Origin of the sequence: Paenibacillus silviterrae, from assembly GCF_030167925.1 — a bacterium.
GTDB classification, from domain to species: domain Bacteria; phylum Bacillota; class Bacilli; order Paenibacillales; family NBRC-103111; genus Paenibacillus_G; species Paenibacillus_G silviterrae.
In genome coordinates this window covers 882,621-903,034 of record NZ_JASKUT010000002.1, presented here as the reverse complement: position 1 = coordinate 903,034, position 20,414 = coordinate 882,621, and the positions used below count along the sequence as shown (strand labels likewise).

The window sequence follows — 20,414 nt, the reverse complement described above, 5'->3', positions numbered from 1 at the left end:
GGGTTATTTTTTGAATTGCTTCTGGTACATCTCGTTGGCTTCCTTGGTCAGCTGGTCGCCGCCCTTGGCCCTCCACTCCGTTACATATTTATCGAAATCGCTGAGCGGCAGCTCCCCGCTGATGATTTGGGCGAAATATTTTTGCATCAGCGATGTCAGGTCCTTCTTGTACTTCGCGTCGGAAGGCAGTGCCGAAAACAAAAGCGCATCGGTCCACCGCGGGGCGGAGGAAGTGGCTTTGATCGCGTCGTTCAGCTTCGGATTGGAATACTTCTCGCGATACGTCTGGGTCGTGATATTGCCTAGCGAAAAGAGACGAACACCGGTTTGGTCGCGCTGCTCCTGCTTCTCGAAGCCGGCCAAGAACTTCGTGGCACCGGAGGTTGCGCCGTTCTCCGCGAAGTCCCAATGGGTTCCCTTCACCCCAAGGCTGGTCATATTGATGGTTTCCTCATCGCTGCTCTGAGCCCGCAAAATTTCAAACAGCTTCTGAAGCTTCTCCGGCTGGTCCTTCACCTTGTTGCCGATGACGACAAAGTTGCTCTTAACCCCCCAGTCCCACGAGCCGTCGCCGCCGGGACCCTTCGGGTTCTTGGCGAATACCAGCTTGGCGTTCGGATTCAAGGACTTCATTTCCGTCACGGTTGAGGAATCAGGAAGCGCCCCCTTGCTAATCTGCTCCTCGATGACGCCGATCCGGTTGTTGTACAGCTTTTTCCTGTACGAATCCTGTGTATCGGTTATGAATTCAGGGTCAATCACTCCATCGGCATACCACTGCCGGAGCTTGGCCACGGCTTCCTTCGTCCCCGGCATGATAGAACCGTTGACGATTTGTCCGTTCCTCTCGTGCCACATGGTCGGCTCCACGCCGTACGCTCCGAAGATTGAATAGAAACCGGAGGACCAGGTCGATGTTGCCGTTCCGGTCAAGCCATAGGTATCCATCTTCCCGTTGCCGTCCGGGTCCTTCTGCGCAAAGGCATAGACAGCCTTCTCGAATTCTTCCAGCGTCTCGGGAGCTTTCTCGATGCCGACCTTATCCAACCAATCCTTGCGCCAGAGCATGGCCAGATCATACGGCTTCAGGTCGATGAACATGGGAATCGCCCAGAGCTTATTACCGAAGGTAACCGTTTGAAAAAGAGCGTTGTTCTTTTCAATATCCTTATAATACTCAGGCATGTTTTCCTTTAACATGCTCTGATCAAGGCTCATTAGTACGCCTTGGCTTTGGTAGGCCGCTACGTTAGCGGGATCGCCCAGCATGAAAATGTCCGGAATTTCTCCGGAAGCAATACTGGCATCGGTTACTTTCACCGGTTTGATTTTCACGTTGAATTTCTGTTCGAGCCACTTCTGAACCGGTGAGTCGTTCACTACTCCGGCGGCTTGAAAGTGAATGCCCCAAGTGATTTCCACCGGCTTGGCGGAACCGGAGCTTACGCTTGGATTGTTACCGGGCGTGGTCTTTTCATTTCCGTCCGAGCTGCAGCCCACTAACAAGCCGGCTGCCATACTCGCCGACAGAACGGCACAGCTTATCGTTCGAACTCTTTTATTCAAAGGAATCTCCCCCTGTACTGCGTTTGAATGATTCCGCATCCTGATAAAGCACCCGGCCGAGTGATGGGAGCGGTTACAATCTATACGATAGTCTTACGTTTTCAGCTTTACAATCCTTTATTTCGATTCTATTTATGTTTTTGGCCATAACCCCTGTAGGAAACGGTTTATGTTATTCTGTTTTTCGTATGTTTTCCGGGCATCCTCTATTCAGATTTCGTAACTATGGTATAATTTCCCTGTCAGTGTGTCTATATGTCTTTCAATTATGCAAACGCTACCATGGGGATAAGGGGTGATTGCCATGTGGAGATACCGATCAATCAACAATAACACGATGTTCGTTAAACTGCTTCTATCCATGACCGCTATAGCCGTCGTCACCGTCATCCTCATCGCTACGGTCACTTATTCCATCTCGGCGGACAACAGCATCCAAAACTCCATCGGGTACAACGAGTCGATCTTGACACAGCAGCAGGAGCTCATTCATAAGGAGCTGGCCGCCATTAAGAATGCAGCCATCGGCATGATCATGACTCAATCTTATTTGTACCACACGATCGACGGCAGATTAAGCGTCGGTTCCCTGATTGATTTAGCAGGCTTCGTAGAGGAGCAGAAAAAAATCAGTCCTTACATCGACTCCATCTATTTGTATTACGCCCCCTTGGGGCTTGTCGTGACTTCACGTCCTGAAGTAAAGACCTCCCCTATTTCCACCTTTGCGGACAGCTCCTGGCTGGATGTATGGAAGCAGGAATCGGAATCCCGCACGCTTTGGATCACCGGGAGGCCGAACGGCTTCGCCCCGGACCGTCCCGCTGCCGGACTGATCCAGAAAATGCCGTTGATTGGTCAGGTGGAGGGCGCCATTGTGATCAATTTGAAGCTGGATCTGCTGTTTGCCGACTTTTTAAGCCATTACCATAATAAGAAAGGTACGACATTGGTACTGGGGTCGCGCGGGGAGATACTGTTTTCCGAAAGCGCCACGGGGGAGGCCTTGCTCAAGCGCTTGGACTTAGGGCGACTGTCCGCCGGGAACGGCTCCTATATCGACGATTCCAACCGGATCGTTTCCTATACGACCTCGGGGCTGACCGGCTGGAGCTTTGTCGATATTACCGAGCGCTCTGTGCTCCTGCAGGGGATGAACCGGATTAAGTACATCGTATTCGTCGTGGCCGTGATTTATATAACAGCTGCTTTCGCCATCTCCTTTTATTTATCTAGAAGATTGTATGGGCCGCTTCAAAGCGTGATTTCGTATATTAGCGGCTCCGAGTCCTCAGACCGGGATAACGCTATGGGAACCCCGCCTGCGGGTGATGAGGCCGGCTTCATCCGTCATATCTTTGAGCAGCTGACCCGCAACAAGGAGACGCTGATGAGGGAGAAACGGAAGGTCGACTCCCTGCTAACCGATAATCGTACAGCTATTAAGGAGAAATATTTAAACGATCTGATCCAAGGGGGCGGCAAAAGCGGCTCGGACCGCGGTTCGGAGCACGCGGCGGAGCTGTTGGGACTTCGGGTGGATTTCACCAGGTTTGCCGTGCTGACCATGGAGCTTGAGGAGCCTTATCCGCTGAAGGGACCGGACGGTGCATTCCATTACCACTTGTTCCATTACGGGCTTATGGAAGAGATAGAGGCGCGGGTTAATGGTGAGATCTTCGCCAAGGATGATAAACGGACGGTGATTCTCCTCTCTGTTCCATCGGAGGAGGAGGACTACCCGTTAGAGCAGGCTAAAGACCTGAAGGAGCAGTTGCTTGCACGTTACGGTGTGTCTGTAACGATTGCCGTCAGCCGGGTCTATTCGGGAAAGGCATCGGTAAGAGCTGCCTATGAGGACACGCTGGAAGCACTCAATCTGAAAATCTACATCGGCAAAGGCGAAATTCTCCCTTACTCTATACTGGACATTGGGAAGGCGGAGGAAGAAGCTTATTATTACCCGTATGGGCTGGAAACGAAGCTTCTGCAGGCTCTGCTCCAAACGGACATGGAGGTGTGCACCGCCGCTATCCGGCAAGTCACCCGAACCGTGATTGAAAAGAAACTGAGTAAAGCGAACATTCAGCAGTTATATTTTCAATTGAGCGGGGAAATCGTGAAGGCATTGGTTCAAGCCGGGGGCGATATGTCCGCGGCGTTCGGCGAACAGCCGTCCTGTGCGGACGCTCTGGCTCGTGCGGAAACATTGCAGGACATGGAAGAGTGCCTGTTAGACATGTGCAGCCGGATCATCGCTTATCATCGGGAGAAGCGTTCCAAGATGACGGATGTTACTCTGCAGCTGGCGACGGATTATATGAATGAGAATTTCAACAAGAATATATCGGTAGATACGATCGCCGAATACGTGCAGCGCAGCTCGTCCTATTTAAGTCGAATTTTCAAGGATGCTACTGGGATGACCGTGAACGACTATTTGATCCAGCTCCGGATTAAGCGGGCCATGGAGTTATTGAAGCTGCCCCACCTCTCCATGGAGGAGATATGCCGTGAGATCGGTTACGCCAATGTCAGCTACTTCAGCAAGATATTTAAATCCCGCAGCGGGCTAACACCAGGGCAATTTCGTCATCAGCAAGCGGCGGACCAGCTTCTTGCCCAGGGGAAGGAACAACCGGAATGAGTTGTTTTGATTTTATATAAATACGATTATTTGCATAAATATGCAACTGTGAAAAAATATCGCGCCGTTGAGCTCCCGCTCTTCGGCGCGATATTTCATCCGTTAATAGCTGGTTTGCAGCCAGTTTACTTTGGACCAGTTCAGCTTCCCTGCACCGGAGCCGTCAGCTGCCGTCAATCGGCTCTTTAACGTGGAAGGGTCATCCAGTGAATAACTGTACGGCAAAGTACTGAAGCCGTTCCATGAGAAGGCTTTGACCGGAGCCGGAACAGGTGCAAGCGGGCTCCCTGCTGAATCGCTGCTGCCCCTGAAGTTCGTACCGTCTAAGGAATAAATCGTATCTAAAGCACGGATTTTACCGGTATAGCTAGGGTTGGAAGGATCAGCCTGATTGTTTCGTACCGGCGACATCACACCGATAATGTGGGAATTTTCCAGCAGCACAGCCCCGTCCTCAGTGGAAATAGCACCGTTGCTCGTTACGCCAAATTTATAACCCTTCGCAGTGATGGCCGTTTTCATTTCTGTCGTCAGGAGCTTACTGGCTTCATGGGCATCGTAAGCATCCATAACAATGTTGTAAGCATGAGCATTGCCACCCCGTAATCGCGGCATCCGATCCTGGATATCCTTGTAATAGTTATGATGCAGCGTTACCTGCAATGCGGCATTATCGGAAGCAAACTCGGTCGACCCAACCAAATGTCCCTTCTTTTGTCCGGCAGCGATCTTCATAATATCCTCTTTGCTCAGGAGCGTCCGCAAATAATTATACATCGGATACGAAGCGCGATTCGCCTCAAGTGCATTAAATTGCTGTGCTCCGAAGCTGGTCGGACTAAGGTCGTCACCTTTGAAGGTGGACCAGGAAATGGTAACTCCGTTGCTTCCCTTTTTCACATCGACCAGGCCGTCATAGGCCTTGTTGAACGTGCAGTGGTCAATCCATACCTTGCTGGTACTGCCCTCTACCGTGATGTAGTCCCAATCGTTTCGGTCATAATCCCCTTTCGTACTCTCATCCCATTCCCACAATTCGTCAAACTCCAAATTGCGAATGATAATGTTGGAGCTATATTTGATCGTCAAAGCAGCATGATTAATCTTCGCCCCATTGGCCGAGAAAATCGTTAGCCCGTTAAAGGAATCAATGTAAATTTTGCTCACGCCGGTTTGAATCAATTTGGGATGCGTTAATGCGGTGGAATGCTGCGAGAATGGCATTACTTTTGCTTCAGCGGGAATCTCATTCCAGCCGAGGTTAAGGTCGTTCATGATTTCAATGACTTTCACTCCGGAGTTTCTCTTCAAAGCAAGGGCAAGATCGGCGGCATTATACACCTTTCGGTAAAGTGCGGTATTCGTTTCAGAGACATTCCCCCCGCCCGTATTTCCTGCAGAGAAGCCGGTCAAGTTGTATTGCGCTAAAGTACCTGCCGGTGGTGGCGTCGGAGTAGGCGTTGGTGCAGGTGTAGGTGTTGGTGTTGGTGTTGGTGTTGGTGTCGGAGTTGGTGTAGGCGTTGGCGTTGGCGTTGGCGTTGGCGTTGGCGTCGTGCCTGTAAAATCAGCTGCCTGAACGTTATCAAACCGCACGACGGCTTTCCAGCCGATGAGTCCAATCGCACCGCTGCTTAGGGAGCTGTCCGTCGCCGTCAGCTCAAGCACGCCGTTGACGTACATGTTGATGGTAGTTCCGGACATTTCCAGCTTGACTTGATAGGTCGTGTCGGTTGAGATCGTCTTCGACTTGCTGACTAGAACCGTTGTTGTTCCACTTACCTTTTTGCGAAGCTCCAGCCCCGACGCGCTTAATGTTGCGCCGTAGTAATTATTACCGTCCTTGTAGCGTCCTGCGACAATTACCCGGTTCGCATTAAAATTCATCACCTTCACGTCAGCCGTTACACTGTAATTCGTCCATGATTGCGTTCCCGCCGTGGCACGCCCTTCCGATGCGGTATCCGACTGAGTATAAACGTAGTTGCCGTTATCCTGAATAACGGACCATGATCCGTTTGTTGTAGCCCACCCATTTGCATCTCCATCATTAAAATCATCGCTGAACAAGGTTGCCGCTTGAACCGTGTTTGACGGTATTACTGCGGTCAGTAAGGAAGCGGTCAATACAAGCGAGGTAAGGACAGCGGTTCCTTTTTTCCAACTTATATTCATGAATGGTTCCTCCTGATCGTTAATTTCGAATATAGCCGATATCGGAGCCGTTCAAGCCCGCACCCTTCAAATCGCTTCCGTCCGCAAGCTTGAGGAAGCTGCCGAGATTCGGGGAACCGTCCGCATTGCGCGTGATAGCGGGCGTTAGGCTGATAAAGTCTGTATTGCTGGCAACGAGACCTTTGCCGTTCGTACTCACATTGTTCTTCCACCATACATTGGTGCTTTGCACATCGGTGCCGCTTGTTTTGTCGCTCGCCGTTGCTTTATAGGCCAGGTTGTTGGTGAATACATGGGTTCCAATATCGAAGGCGAAGTTGCTGCCCGATTTCAGCCCGTTATTATAGGAAGTATTATTGGTCAATGTAATCGATCCGGGATTGCTGTTATAGGTAAAACCATGCTTCTTGTTCTCGAAGGCTACGGAATTGATGACCTTATGGTTTACTGCAATTTGTTCACCGCCCAGCTTATACCCGTTTCCGTCGCTGTTTGTTGTCGAGCTGCCGTCCGAGGTTTGACCGTTGCGGTAAGCGACACTGTTTCTGATCGTAACCTCACCGATCGCGCCGGTGTCCGTTTTCGTATACAAATCCCAGCCGTCATCCACGTTGTATGCTGCGATACATCCGTCAAATACGTTGCCGGGCCCGATAGTCAGCTTGGCAGCAAAACCATCGGCATCCTCACCGTTGTCCGGGTCGAAGTTATCATGGGAATATACATTGATGATCTCATTATAGCTGGGCCATTCGCTCTTGGCGGCTGTCGATGCATACCGGCTGAGCTGCACGCCCGAATCCCGGTTATGATGCACGTCCAGATTCTCCAACCGGTTATAGTTTCCGCTCACGAAGATGCCGTTATCCGCCGAGCCTTTGATTTCAAGCCCCTTGACTACCCAGTAATGACCGTTCACTTGAAGCCCTCGCTCGTTGAGTCCGACGTTCGAAGCGTTGTAGGACTGCGAAGAGAAATCAAGCACCGGCTTTTCACTGCCGTAAGCTACGATGGATTTTTTCGCGCTGGCGGTGCCGTCATTGCCACGAGCAATCGTGATTTGTGATGAGTAAGAATAAGTGCCCCCCCTCATATAAATCGTGCCGCCCGGAGCGATGCTGGTAATCGCTTTGGTAAGGGTCGTCGGAGAACCGATGCTTCCATCGTTCGAATCGGTTCCGTTCGGAGCGACATAAATAACCGATGAGGGGTTCGGTGTTGGTGTTGGTGTAGGCGTCGGTGTCGGAGTTGGAGTAGGTGTCGGTGTAGGCGTCGTACCTGAAAAATCATCCACCCTGACGTTGTCAAACTGAGCTATGGATTTCCAACCGATTAAACCGATGGCACCGCTCGTGATCGTGCTGTCTGTCGCGGTTAACTCCAGCACTCCGTTGACGTACATGTTGATGGTCGTACCTGACATCTCCAGCTTTACCTGGTAGCTCGTATTCGCCGAGATTGCTTTGGACTTGGCGGCTAGAACGGTCGTCGTTCCGCTTACCTTCTTCCGAAGCTCCAGTCCTGACTCGCTCAAAGCCGCACCATAGTAATTATTGCCGTCCTTGTAACGCCCGGCGACAATCACCCGATTTCCGTTGAAATTGCTAACCTTTACATCAGCAGAAACACTGAAGTTCGTCCAAGCTTGTGAGCCGGAGGTGGCACGCCCTTCCGAGCTGGTACTGGATTGGGAGTAGACATAATTCCCATTGTCCTGAACCACCGACCAGGAACCGTTTGTGGTAGTCCAGCCCGCAGCATTGCCATCATTGAAATCGTCGCTGAACAAAGTGGCGGCGTGAACAGGCAGCATGCTTCCGAACAAGGAAGCACTCAACGTCAATGCCATCAAGAGTGACGTTTGTTTACGAATATGTTTGTTTCTTTTCACTTGAATTCCTCCTTACGAATGGGTTTCCTTTCGTTCTTCCTTGTAGCTCATATATTCATCGAGTAATACAACCACCTCCTCCAAAGGATATACCTTACAGATGAACGACCTTCTCCTTCCACCGGCTCCGATCGGATAGAGCGGCTTCGTCATAGCCCATTTTTTCCTGAATAATGTACAAGGGCCTACCCTTCGATTCGTCATAAATTCGTCCGATATACTCTCCGATAATGCCAAGAATCATAAGCATTACTCCGTTAAAGAACAAATTCAAAGCCACAATGGACGCCCAACCGGTCACCGTGGAATCCGTAAACAGCTTTTGCCAGAGGACAATCATTAGGTACAGGAAGCTGATGCACGATAATAAAAATCCTAAGTAAGACGCCAGCTTTAAAGGCTTATAGGAAAAGGAGGCGATCGCGTCAGAGGCAAAGCGCAGCATTTTCTTAAGAGGGTACTTCGTTTCCCCTGCCCAGCGCTCCTCGCGCACGTAAGGTATTGCGGTTTGACGGAAGCCGATCCAGCTCACCAGGCCCCGAACGTACCGGTTCTTCTCCCTCATGCCTCGAAGCGTATCGCAAACTTTACGGTCCATAAGACGGAAATCTCCGGTATCGACCGGGATATCGAAGCTTGTGAGGGATCGGAGAAACCGATAGAACATGCGAGCCGTCCACTTTTTAAACAGCGTCTCTCCCTTCCTGCGGATTCGCTGACCGTAGACAACATCGTATCCCTGCTTCCATAACGAGATCATCTCGAGCATTACCTCCGGGGGGTCCTGCAGGTCGGCGTCAATAATGAGAATCGCCTGTCCTTGGGCATAATCCACCCCTGCGGTGATAGCAATCTGATGTCCGAAGTTTCGGGAGAACGTTAGGAGGCGCAGGTGCGGATCGGTCCGACACAGCTCACGAGCTATCCGGTTGGTTCCATCCCTGCTGCCATCATCGACAAAGAGGATCTCATAGGACTCCTCGTGTGTTTCCATCACCTGCGTTAAACGGCAATACGTTTCATGGAGTACCTCTTCCTCGTTAAACAAAGGCACGATCACGGAATAACGAATATCAACGGTCATCGTCTTCATCCTCTCCGCTTAAGTATGAAAGTTCAGAAAAAAATCCATTGCTTAGACCACTGTAACAGGTGAACGGCGTACGCTCTAGGGACGGTAAGCCCTGTAAGTACCGGATAAAAAAGAAGAAACACGGCGGCCACAGCGGTCAAATAAGCATAGAAATATTTCTGCACAGCCGGAATCGCTTCAATCAGCCTTTGGCTGACATACGTAATGGCTAAAATGATAAAGGGAACCATGGCCAAATAATGATAAAGAAAGGTAATACGGGCGACAAACATCCAAGGGACATATTGAGACAAGAAAGCAATGAGCAGAAATAGAGGGATCCATTGACGACGGGTCCACGCAGCAGCCGCTACTGTAATCATGGAGAGGAGTCCCACCCACCATACGAGGGGATTTCCAATGGCAACAATACTGGAAATGCGGTTACCGGGCAGCTCGGTCCCCCCATAGTACCAAACCGGTTTGCTCATCAGAGGCCACTGCCACCAAGACGAGCTGAAGGGATGGGTTGCCTGTAGTCCGGCATGATAGCTGAGCATATGCTTCTGATAAGTAAGCAAATCCGATAAGGTGCGACCCGTTCCGGCAGCTTGAAACCAAGGGATATACGATGCAGCATATACGATCGCCGGGACCAGTACGAACCAGCCTGCACACCATAGAATGGTGAAACAGGCATACGCGGGAAACACCTGAACCTTGTGCCGCATCAATTCCATCGGTTCATGCCTTCTCTTCGCGGGCTTGACGTTCCGCCTCTCAAGCTGACGACGAGCCGCACGATATTCCTGGTATCGCAGGAGGAGCGAAAGAAAGAACAGGATTGCAAGCCCGCTGCCGGCATAAAGCGAGATCCATTTGGTAGCGACGCCCAAAGCGAAGAACATGCCCGACCAAGCCAAGGGAATAAATGATTTCAGTAACGAAACTTCATAGAAGCTGGTTGTACAGTAACGATACATGAAATAAAACATCAGCAGAATGAAGAAGCCTGCGAACACATCAATCGTCGCAATTCGCGACTGCACGAAATGAAGACAGTCAAAGCCCAGCAGCAGCGTTGCAGCGAAGGCATACCGCGTCTGTCCGAACATTCGCATGCTAAACAAATACATGACCGGCAGCATAGCGATGCCAAAGACCGCCCCTGCGATCCTCCAGCCGAAGGGATTCATGCCGAAGAGTAACGTGCCCGCAGCAATCAGCAGCTTGCCTAAGGGGGGATGCGTGGATTCATAAGGCTCCATACCAACCGTGTGCTCATAGGCCGTTCTGGCATGATAAATTTCATCAAAATACATACCGTTCATAAATGATGCCTGATATGCTGCTTTTTCTTGCTCATCGAATAGGGTAGTTATTCTCTCATCTACACCAACAACACGTATAGGAGTCTTCTGCCCCGGTTCATAAAAAGCAAGCTCATTGAGCGTGAAGCCCGGTCGATCTACTCTGATCTTGACATATCGGGCATCCTGGCTAGGGGCCATGATCTGCCAAGTGAAAACGTTCGGAACCGTCAGCTCCCGGGACATGCTCCCCGTCCAATTCCGCCCATTCGCAGAGAAGGTCAAGGTAAAGGAGCCTTCCCCTATGCCGGGCAAAAGCGTCAACCGATCGATCGTGAGGCGGCTGCCCAAATCAATTGTAACCTCCTCACCTGCCGATGCAGGCTTCCAGTACGTCTCCGGAAGCTTCGTAGAGCCCAGCTGGACCAGAGAAAGGACGAAATAAGCGCCGACCAAAAGGGCTAGAAGGAACGTATCCTTTCTACTCCATTGCAGCTTGAATTCCTTCGGTACTATGCGGATCGCAAATGGGCTTCCGGGGGAGTTCTTTCCGGAAGGTGAAACACTCGGTTTGTTCCTTCCGGATTCCAATAGCCTGATATCGTCGCGAAGGAGCATGGTCCAAGACACATGACACAGGTATGCGAACAATCCAATGTTGGCTAGCGATATTATGATCAGGAGCGGATCCCATGAAGGGATAAAGTACACCCTCCGATAGCTTTCAAGGAGAACCTGAGCTACATTCATCAGCTGCGTTAGACTGAGTCCGATGAAAATGTACAATAAACGCCGATCCCTGCTATAGATAAAGCTTAACAGACAAGGAAGCAAAGCATAGTACAGATACCGTTCATGCATCTTAGTCATGAATAGGAAGACGCCGGTAAGAATCAGCGTTCCCAGCAAGGGCAGCTTGAAAGAACGGTTCGTTCCCTTCCCATACAGAAATGCAGCATAGCCAATGACAGCACAAGTGAACAGAATTGCCCAGGCTTGGAAGGAAACAAAAAGAAAAGACTGATCGAGAGGAGCGAAATTATTGCCGGTTAACGCCCATATATTGTACGCATTCAAGCTTGCGTAAGGGTAAGAAGACAGCGTGCCCGCATACAGCTGAACAACCCACAGAAGTCCCTGCTGCATTACGAACGGAATGAATATGAGAGTAAACGTCCCGATTCCCTTCAGGAACGCCGCAGCAAGACCTTGGAAGCTTCGTCTTTGTACCAAATACATGAACAGCAAGGGTCCGAGCAGCAATGCTTGCGGTTTGACCGCCAGTACGATTGCATAGGCAACAATTGCTGCAGACAGTCGCTCTTGTACTAAAAATTGAATCAGGATAAGAACCCCTAGCATAAATACGGAGTCTACTTGCCCCCAAGCAGAGGAATTAGCCAGGATCGCCGGATTAAATAAGTACAGCAGAGCAATGCCGGCGGAGGCCGTTTCGCCAAACCGCCTTCTTGCTAACCGAAATAACAGGTAGGACGATACGATATCCGCCATAATAGCCGGAAGCTTCAGCAGCATCACCATGGAGGCTGACTCGAACGGAATATCGAATAATCGGCGGATTGTACCTAGAAAATAGAGTACATAAATGTAACCCGGAGGATAATCGGCAAAGATTCCGTGAGAATAAAAGGCGGATAACCCATGGGTTGAGGCGGTATGAGCCCAGGCGGTAAAGGTTTGTATATCCGCCTCGTAGCCCGCGATCAATCCGGCAATAACAAGGCGTAGAAGGATTCCGATACTCAAATACAGATAGAGTGCTTTCATGGAGTGCTCATCTTTCCCTTGCACTGGGCTATAGGATATTCTGCGAGTCAATACATGATATAAAGCGATGTAGAGCAGGCCGACAAAGCCGATTATGGAAATAATCTCCCTCCTCTGCACTTTTCTATAGTTGGTTAAATATGGAATGTATCCCCTTTCATAACGAATTATAGGTTTGCTTATCGTTACTCACAATACACATTATTTAACTTCCTTGGATTTCATCGGTTTTTGGAAAAGAGGGTGAATGCGTGGGCTTCGTCTGTATGGAGCATAATCATTTGATAAGAAATTTACGCTGCGGCAACGATCGGGTAAGCAGCGAGATTCCTTGCCTAAATGGCCGTGAGGGGAAAATAAACGATGATCAAAAATGTAAGATAATCATTAGATTAGGAATTTATGGAATCTTGGAATACAGGCTTCCGTTCACGAAACACCCAGTATTTATTGCCGATAAATTGAAGGAGCATACCGGCACAGGTAGCCGCAAGCTTGCTTGTCACGTTAGACCAACCTAGGTTATACAAGCATTGGGTTAGCACCAAGGAAGAGATTCCGAACGAAACGGCATTCAATGTAAGAAATCGAAATAAGGCTCCGCCGGCATATTGTGTCCGGTTCGCTTGGGTTCGAAAGGTCCATCGTTTATTCATCGCATAACTATTCAAGGTCCCACCGGCATAGGAAACACATTGTGCAATCATGTAAGCTACACCGAGCTTCGTTAATATCAAATAGAGGGCAATGTCCAGTAACGTATTGAGGCATCCAACGGTATGAAATTTGATCAATTGACGGACTGTCTTTTGCATTTGTTTTGAGACCGGCAACACCATCACCTCATCTTGATCATGTCCTTGAAGCGCCGGGGGGGCATGCAGTTACGACCCATTATACACCAATTTGCTGCATAGTAGCCCTATAAAATAAAATGTTACACCTATAATGAGCACAAGTGATTTGCTGTATAATTTTCAATTTGAGGTAATTTATTCCATAAATTTAATTGCGAAGGAGGCATCATGTGAAGGTAAAGAAGCTTGCTTGTTCATCCATATTATCCGTAGCCTTGCTTGTCGGTGCGGTACCCGTTTTTGCATCCGACGATACAGCCCCCCTCTCCGCTCTGCCCGCTTTCCCCGGTGCGGAAGGAGGCGGTATGTACACAACGGGAGGTCGTGGAGGCGAGGTCTATGAGGTGACCAACCTCAACGATTCCGGACCCGGCTCTTTACGGGAGGCGGTCAGTAAAGGAAACCGGACCGTTGTGTTCCGTGTTTCCGGTAACATCGACCTGGCTTCGCCGCTGAACATTACCGGCTCGAACATTACGATCGCAGGGCAAACGGCCCCGGGAGACGGCATCAGCGTGAACAATCACTCGACGTATATTAAAGCCGACAATGTTATCATTCGTTATATGCGTTTCCGGATGGGGGACCGAACTCCTTCGGCGGGTGATGCGATGACGATCGACAAACGCAAAAATATTATGATCGACCATTGCTCCATCACATGGGCAATCGATGAGGTGCTTTCCCCGCAAGAAAGCGATAATCTAACGGTTCAATGGTCCATCGTCGGCGAGGCGCTCCACATGTCGAAGCATGAGAAAGGAAGGCATGGCTTTGGCGGGCTTTGGGGCGCCGGGAACAACTCCTATCATCACAACATTTTGGTTCACAACAGCAGCCGAAACCCCCGCTTTAAAGGAAGAACGGAAGAAGATAAACGGAATATGGACTACCGAAACAATATCGTTTACAACTGGAATTATAAAACCGCTTACGGCGGGAATGGCGCTTACGTCAACATGGTGAACAACTATAATAAATACGGCCCGGATACCGTGCTGGATGCAAGGGAGCTCGTCCTTGATGATATCGGCGGCGTTGGCCGATGGTACATAGAGGGTAACTATATTGACGGGTCTCCCCGGGTTACGGCGGATAATTGGGCGGGCGTATTTGATTTTGAGCCGGGGAATGTCAAGCTTTCGGAGCCTGTTCCCTTCCATACCGTTACTACCCATACGGCTCAGGAAGCCTATGAGCTTGTTCTAGACCAAGCCGGAGCGATTCTGCCGAAGAGAGATTCCGCGGATGCGCGAATCATTAATGACATTAAGAATCGAACGGGACGTCAGATTAACAGTCCTGTAGAGGTTGGGGGCTGGCCGGAATTACTGAGTGCCCCTGCACCGGCGGATACGGATCACGACGGCATGCCTGATGCCTGGGAGATCTCTCAGGGCTTGAATCCGAATGAAGCGGCAGACCGGAACGCCGATGCGGATGGGGACGGCTATACGAATCTGGAGGAATACTTGAATTCCATCGTTAGCAGCGGCTCGCAAAATCCGGTAGTTCGGATTACCACGCCAACTATAAATACCATATCCGCTCAAGGAAGCACCCTGGTCGTAGAGGCGAATGCGTACGACCCGGACGGCAGCGTCAGCAAAGTGAAATTTTATCGTAATGACGTACTGATGGGCGAAGACGACACCGCGCCGTATCAGTTCACATGGACGGATGTACCGGAAGGAACGTATTATCTCTTGGCCAAGGCCATCGATAACAGCGGAACTGCAACCGACTCGTCAGCCGTTCCGGTCCATATTAACGCTTCCGGCGATATCTCTCCTTGGAGTTCTGTTGATATCGGCTCCCCTGGACTTCCAGGGCACGCGAATCTCCAAGACGGTGTCCTTACCGTTAAAAGTTCAGGCAATATCAGCGGTCCCGTCGAGTCGTTCCACTATGCCTATCAGAAGCTGACGGGTGACGGTGAACTTATTGCTCGTATTGATAAAATTACGCACACGACTCCGCTCGCCAAAGCAGGTGTGATGATCAGGGAATCCCTGTCTCCCGGATCCCGCTTCGGGCTCATGGGGCTTGCCGTAAGGGGCGACGGTCATGTAGCGGAATTTTACAGCAGAGACACCGAAGGCGGAGCGATTACCGAGACGCCGCCGCTGCCTTCCATCAATCCTCCCTTCTATATGAGGATAGTGAAGTTCGGTGATACGGTTACAGGTTACATTTCCCAGCAGGGAACCTCGTGGACTCCTATTTCCTCTATGAAGCTGGAGGCTAATGAGGTCTACATCGGGTTGATGGCGGATGCCGCCAAAGAAAACAACCTGATTGAGAACTATAATAAATCGCTCTTTTCGCAAATTCAGTTCAACAAGTTCCCTCCGCTTCCTTATAAGGTGACAAACGTTTCATTATCCCGAGGGCCGAATGATTTGCTTTTGACCTGGTCCGCTTCGGAAAGAGCAACAGCTTATCAAGTGAAACGAAGCTTAACCCCCGGCGGACCGTACAAGACGGTAGCAACCGTATCGACGACGGAATATGCGGATGCGGAGGTGGAAGCGGGCGTCAACTACTTCTATGTCATCCAAGCACTCAATGCTAACGGACCGAGCCTGGAAAGCTCGGAGGAACGGAACGGAGCGCTGCTTGGGACGCCTGCCGCCGTTTATTTAATTAATAATGACTTTGAGGATACAGCCATCGGAACCATACCGGAAGGATATGACTTCAGACCTACACCGGGTACCGAGCTGAATCATGTTAAGGTGGATGCCGTTCCCGCGGCGCCTGCCGGAAACAACTCCAAGCAGCTGTTGAATTTATACGATAACAGCACGAGCCAAACTCGCGCATCCAAGAGCTTCCCTGCCCAAACCGGGGTGATCATAGCGGAAGCCAGTATTATGCAAACCGAAGGTGCGGATTACCCTCGCGTCCTCAGACTTTTGGATGTGCCGTTCGGCAAGCATTATGTCGAGCTGTTCTCTGGGTACGGAGCAGGCTGTCCTACCTCCTACTGCTTCTATTACAGAAAATCGGACGATAGCAACGGGAAGGCGGCGCCGCTGCCGACGAATAATGAATTCAAGCCGAACTCCTGGTACAAAATCAAAGTTATCGCTAACGTGCAAACCCAGTCAGCCGAAGTATTCATCAATGGCGTATCGTCAGGAATAATTCCGTTCCATAAGAACAAAGGCTGGCCGAATGCCGCCAGTCTGAGTGCGGTAGATTTTCTGTCATCCGCTACACACAAGGTCAATGAATATATTGATGATGTTCGGGTAGGCGTACCGGCCATCGGTGCTCCTTCCGGCGTTACCGCCGCAGTTTACGGCAACGCAGCCCGAATTGAATGGGAGCCGATAGCGGGAGCGACTTCATACCATATTTATCGCAGCGAAGGCGAGAACGGCCGCTTTACACTGTTGGCCTCTGCACACAACGATTTCAGCTACACGGACAATACCTTGGCTTACGATCGAACGTATCGATATGCTGTTGCCGCTGTGAATAACTCCATTGAAGGCACGTATTCAACTCCGGCCGCCGTACAGACAGTAAGCCCGTTAGTAATCACACTGGATTCGCCTAACGCCACCGTAACCCAAGCAACATACTTCACGCTCAACGGGAGTGTGAACCGGATGGCTCAGGTTTCGGTCAATGGAACCGAGGCTGCAGTAGATTCGACGCTCCATTTCACTCACACCGTTCAGCTGAACGAAGGCTTGAATGTGATTGCAGTGGAGGCCGTCGATGCCTTAGGCAATCAGGCTGCACCTGCAAGTCTCACGATAACGCGCGATACTACGGCACCCACCATCTCGATCCGTAATCCCCGCGTGAACAATAATGGGATGGATGATCAAGTGCCGGAAGGAAGCTATACCCTTGTCGGTCAGCTCAGTGAGCCCGGAAGACTCACGGTGGATGGGATTCCGGCCGTCGTTCTTCCTGACTTGACCTATTCATTCGTCGTATCGCTCCATCAAGGGCGCAACAGAATCGTACTGGAGGCCCAGGATCTAGCCGGCAATCACGCCGATCCACTCAGCTGGGAGGTTGTCGCGACAAGGCACGGCCATAACAAATAATCTGCAAAACCGGCTGCACCAAGCATTCCTTGGGCAGCCGGTTTCTTTGCTGTCTGAATACTTTTCTAATATTCCAGTAAAACTTTCCTAACGTGTTCCCTATATTATCTTGCTAACATGATGTTGTTTCCTGTTAATGGGAAATCAATCCGGAGCACAACACCAGTAGCGAAAGGGGATTATTGATTGAATCTAGCCAGAGTGCAGTGAAACGGGAAGAACTTCAATTGTATTACCAGCCTCAATTGGACATTCGCTCGGGTAAGATCATCGGCGCGGAAGCGTTATTGCGTTGGAACCATCCCCTTCTGGGGATGATTTCTCCCGAGCAATTTATTCCGATAGCCGAGCAAAGCGGACTCATCATTCCAATAGGCGAATGGGTACTAAGAAGGGCTTGTACCCAGAGCAAAGTATGGATCGATGCCGGTTTGCCCGATTTTGTCGTTTCCATTAATTTGTCGCCTTTGCAATTCGTTCAGCTTAACTTTATAGAGATGATTCGTACGATTTTGGCCGATACGGGAATGAATCCTGAGAATGTGGACCTCGAGATTACAGAAAGCATGACCCTTGATGTCGACAAGACGATTGAAGTGTTAGGATCGGTAAAACAGCTCGGTGTGCGGATCAGTATGGATGATTTCGGTAAAGGGTACAGCTGCCTTCATTATTTAAAACGATTTCCTTTAGACACTTTGAAAATCGACCGCTCGTTTGTTAGTGAATGCACGATAGATGATAATGACGCGGTTATCGTGAAAACCATTATTTCCATGGCACATCATTTACATCTTCAAGTGATAGCGGAAGGCGTAGAGACCAACGAACAGTTACTTTTTCTCCGGCAAAATTTATGCGACAAGGCACAAGGATATTTATTCAGCAAGCCTATTCCCGCGGAAGAGCTTGAACGATTGTTTCCGGAGATTGGGCGGCTGCTTGGGAGAAACGGTGCAGCTCTCCCCCACACGGAGAAGTTATGGAAAGAAGAACAGCTTCGTCATGCGATGAAAGAGCTGGAGGAAACCTTGCGAAAGCAAGAAGGACTGACCTTTAAAATCAAACAGCTAAACGGCCGGTTTATCCACACCCTGTGTGAAGGTGAATTGTTTTATCGGTTCGGCCATTCGCCCGATCAAATGATCGGGAAAGAAATCCATGAGCTTTTCCCTCCGAGCATCTCCAATTCAGTGCATGAGCATTACGTGAGAGCTTGGAGGGGGGAAAAAGGAATATGCTACGAGATTGACGTGTATGGGGTTTGGATCATCGTCACGTTACGAGCCGTACGACGCGGCGGAAAAATCGTTGAAGTGATCGGTTCATGCATCGATATTTCGGAACGAAAGCGTGCGGAGGATGAGCTTAAGGCGATGACGGAACAGCTTAACTATTTTATAGAAAATAATGCCGACGCCATCTGTATAACCGATTCCCATCATAAGGTCACCAGAGTCAATGCCATGTTCGAAAGTATGTTCGGTTGGGGCGCGATGGAAATTTGCGGAGACGATCTCCCTGCCCTTCCTTACCCTATGAGAGATGAGGAAGAGTTGATACGGAAGAGGATACAAGCGGGCGAAACGATTACGGGAATAGAGACGATCAGACGACATAAGGACGGTCATCTCCTTGACGTCAGCTTAGCGGTTACACCGATACGGGATTCACAAGGAACGATCATCGCGACGGCGTCAGTGTATCGGCAGCTTGCATGCAAGGGAGCGAACCGTCGACGTCCCCTATCCTGATCACGGCCTTGCCGCGCCCATGACCCAGCTCCACCTCGCGGTGAGCGTCTGCGCCCGATCCAGCGGATACATGCGAGCGGAACGCCCCACTCCGGCTCCGCCAATATACAATATTCTTGTAGATTGCCGGCTGGAATCGTTAACGATAAACTGGTGATAATCCAGAAAAAGGGAGGCGATTAGAAGATCTGAACTTGGGTACTCGGCGGATTCACCATAAAATGAAGGAGGAAAATGGATGAGGATGAACAAAACGGGTCTTACCGTGACGGCCGCCCTGCTGCTGGCCTCTGTCGGCATTTTGCCGGAAGAAGCTCCTGCTGCAGCCGCCGTCCAGGCGACCTACTACGCTTCCCCAACCGGAAGCGGCACCGCTTGTTCCGTATCGGCCCCATGTTCCCTGACAGGGGTTAGGGACAAAGTGCGCACGGTTAATCCCAGCATGACCGGGGACATTGTCGTTATGCTTCGCGGCGGATTGTATACGCTTACAGATTCATTGGTCCTCGATTATCGCGATTCAGGCATGAACGGCCACCGGGTCGTCTGGAAAAACTACACCGGCGAAACCCCCGTCATCTCGGGAGGACAATCGCTTACCGGAGGCTGGACCTTGCATGACTCCGTAGCAGGCATCTACAAGAAAACCGGCGTCACCTCCCGATTCCGTCAGCTGTACGTTGGAGAGACGGCCGCCGTTCGCGCCCGTACACCGAACCTGACCGACGCCAACTCGCTTGGCGCCTACTACGACGCGATCAGCGCCGATGTAACAACCAGACAATACAAAATCAACAAGGCCGAAATTTCTTCATGGAATCATCTCAATCAGGTCGAGATGGTGCTTCAGCCCCATTGGTATCATAACCGGCTAAGGGTCGCTTCCTTTACGACGGATGCGAGCTACGCCTATGTCAGCTTTCTCTCGCCGGAGCAAAGCAGCGCTTTTACAAAATCCGCCCCCTTCTATACCTCCAATGCGTATCACTTTGAGAACGCCTACGAAATGCTTGATTCTCCGGGAGAATGGTATCTGGACCGTTCCGCCAATATCCTCTACTACAAGCCGCGGAGCGGTGAAAATATGGCAAGTGCGACGGTAACCGCTCCCGTTGTGGATGTCTTGCTGCAGCTGAACGGAACGGCCGCGAATCCGATCCATCACCTCGAAATCAGCGGACTGACCTTTCGCCACAGCGGTTGGGACGGTCCAAGCAGTAGCGGCCTTGTGGCTACCCAAGCCGTCTCCCCTATCACTTCTTTAACACTTCTTTAACAGTTCCGGGA

At 50.5% G+C, this 20,414-nt stretch carries 10 protein-coding genes and 1 pseudogene; 4 read left to right on the top strand and 7 right to left on the bottom strand.

Annotation, left to right across the window (positions count from 1 at the left end; genetic code table 11):
* Nucleotides 1-3: 3 nt before the first annotated feature.
* On the bottom strand, nt 4-1,566 hold the full coding sequence (locus QMO62_RS27360; protein WP_284645664.1) for an extracellular solute-binding protein: 1,563 nt from the start codon (nt 1,564-1,566) through the stop codon (nt 4-6).
* A gap of 304 nt (nt 1,567-1,870) precedes the next feature.
* Between QMO62_RS27360 and QMO62_RS27355 the strand changes: the two genes are divergently transcribed.
* Nucleotides 1,871-4,213: a helix-turn-helix domain-containing protein gene (locus QMO62_RS27355; protein WP_284645663.1), complete on the top strand. Its 2,343-nt coding sequence runs from the start codon at nt 1,871-1,873 to the stop codon at nt 4,211-4,213.
* Between the two features lie 102 nt (nt 4,214-4,315).
* Here the strand turns inward: QMO62_RS27355 and QMO62_RS27350 are convergent, their stop codons facing one another.
* From QMO62_RS27350 to QMO62_RS27330, 6 genes and pseudogenes are all read right to left on the bottom strand, one after another.
* A complete protein-coding gene (locus QMO62_RS27350; RefSeq protein WP_284645662.1) occupies nt 4,316-6,385 on the bottom strand; it encodes a pectate lyase family protein in 2,070 nt (689 codons plus the stop codon).
* A gap of 19 nt (nt 6,386-6,404) precedes the next feature.
* Entirely contained in the window at nt 6,405-7,703 is a 1,299-nt protein-coding gene (locus QMO62_RS27345) for a right-handed parallel beta-helix repeat-containing protein (protein WP_372516757.1), read from the bottom strand.
* Nucleotides 7,686-8,198: pseudogene (locus QMO62_RS33285) on the bottom strand (3-keto-alpha-glucoside-1,2-lyase-like domain-containing protein); the annotation flags it as partial. The gene QMO62_RS27345 and the pseudogene QMO62_RS33285, both read right to left, overlap by 18 nt.
* A gap of 172 nt (nt 8,199-8,370) precedes the next feature.
* The gene (locus tag QMO62_RS27340) at nt 8,371-9,360 is read right to left on the bottom strand and encodes a glycosyltransferase family 2 protein (protein ID WP_284645661.1); all 990 of its coding nucleotides are present in this window, start codon (nt 9,358-9,360) and stop codon (nt 8,371-8,373) included.
* Nucleotides 9,361-9,392: 32 nt separating this feature from the next.
* Nucleotides 9,393-12,425 (bottom strand): glycosyltransferase family 39 protein, encoded by a 3,033-nt coding sequence (locus tag QMO62_RS27335; RefSeq protein ID WP_284645660.1) that lies wholly within the window; start codon nt 12,423-12,425, stop codon nt 9,393-9,395.
* Nucleotides 12,426-12,838: 413 nt separating this feature from the next.
* Nucleotides 12,839-13,261: a GtrA family protein gene (locus QMO62_RS27330; RefSeq protein WP_284645659.1), complete on the bottom strand. Its 423-nt coding sequence runs from the start codon at nt 13,259-13,261 to the stop codon at nt 12,839-12,841.
* Between the two features lie 212 nt (nt 13,262-13,473).
* Here QMO62_RS27330 and QMO62_RS27325 point away from each other — a divergent pair, with 212 nt between their 5' ends.
* The 3 genes from QMO62_RS27325 (at nt 13,474) to QMO62_RS27315 (ending at nt 20,403) form a co-directional block, all read left to right on the top strand.
* On the top strand, nt 13,474-17,373 hold the full coding sequence (locus QMO62_RS27325) for an Ig-like domain-containing protein (RefSeq protein ID WP_284645658.1): 3,900 nt from the start codon (nt 13,474-13,476) through the stop codon (nt 17,371-17,373).
* Between the two features lie 206 nt (nt 17,374-17,579).
* A complete protein-coding gene (locus QMO62_RS27320; RefSeq protein WP_284645657.1) occupies nt 17,580-19,127 on the top strand; it encodes an EAL domain-containing protein in 1,548 nt (515 codons plus the stop codon).
* Between the two features lie 238 nt (nt 19,128-19,365).
* Nucleotides 19,366-20,403 (top strand): hypothetical protein, encoded by a 1,038-nt coding sequence (locus QMO62_RS27315; protein ID WP_284645655.1) that lies wholly within the window; start codon nt 19,366-19,368, stop codon nt 20,401-20,403.
* Nucleotides 20,404-20,414: the final 11 nt, after the last annotated feature.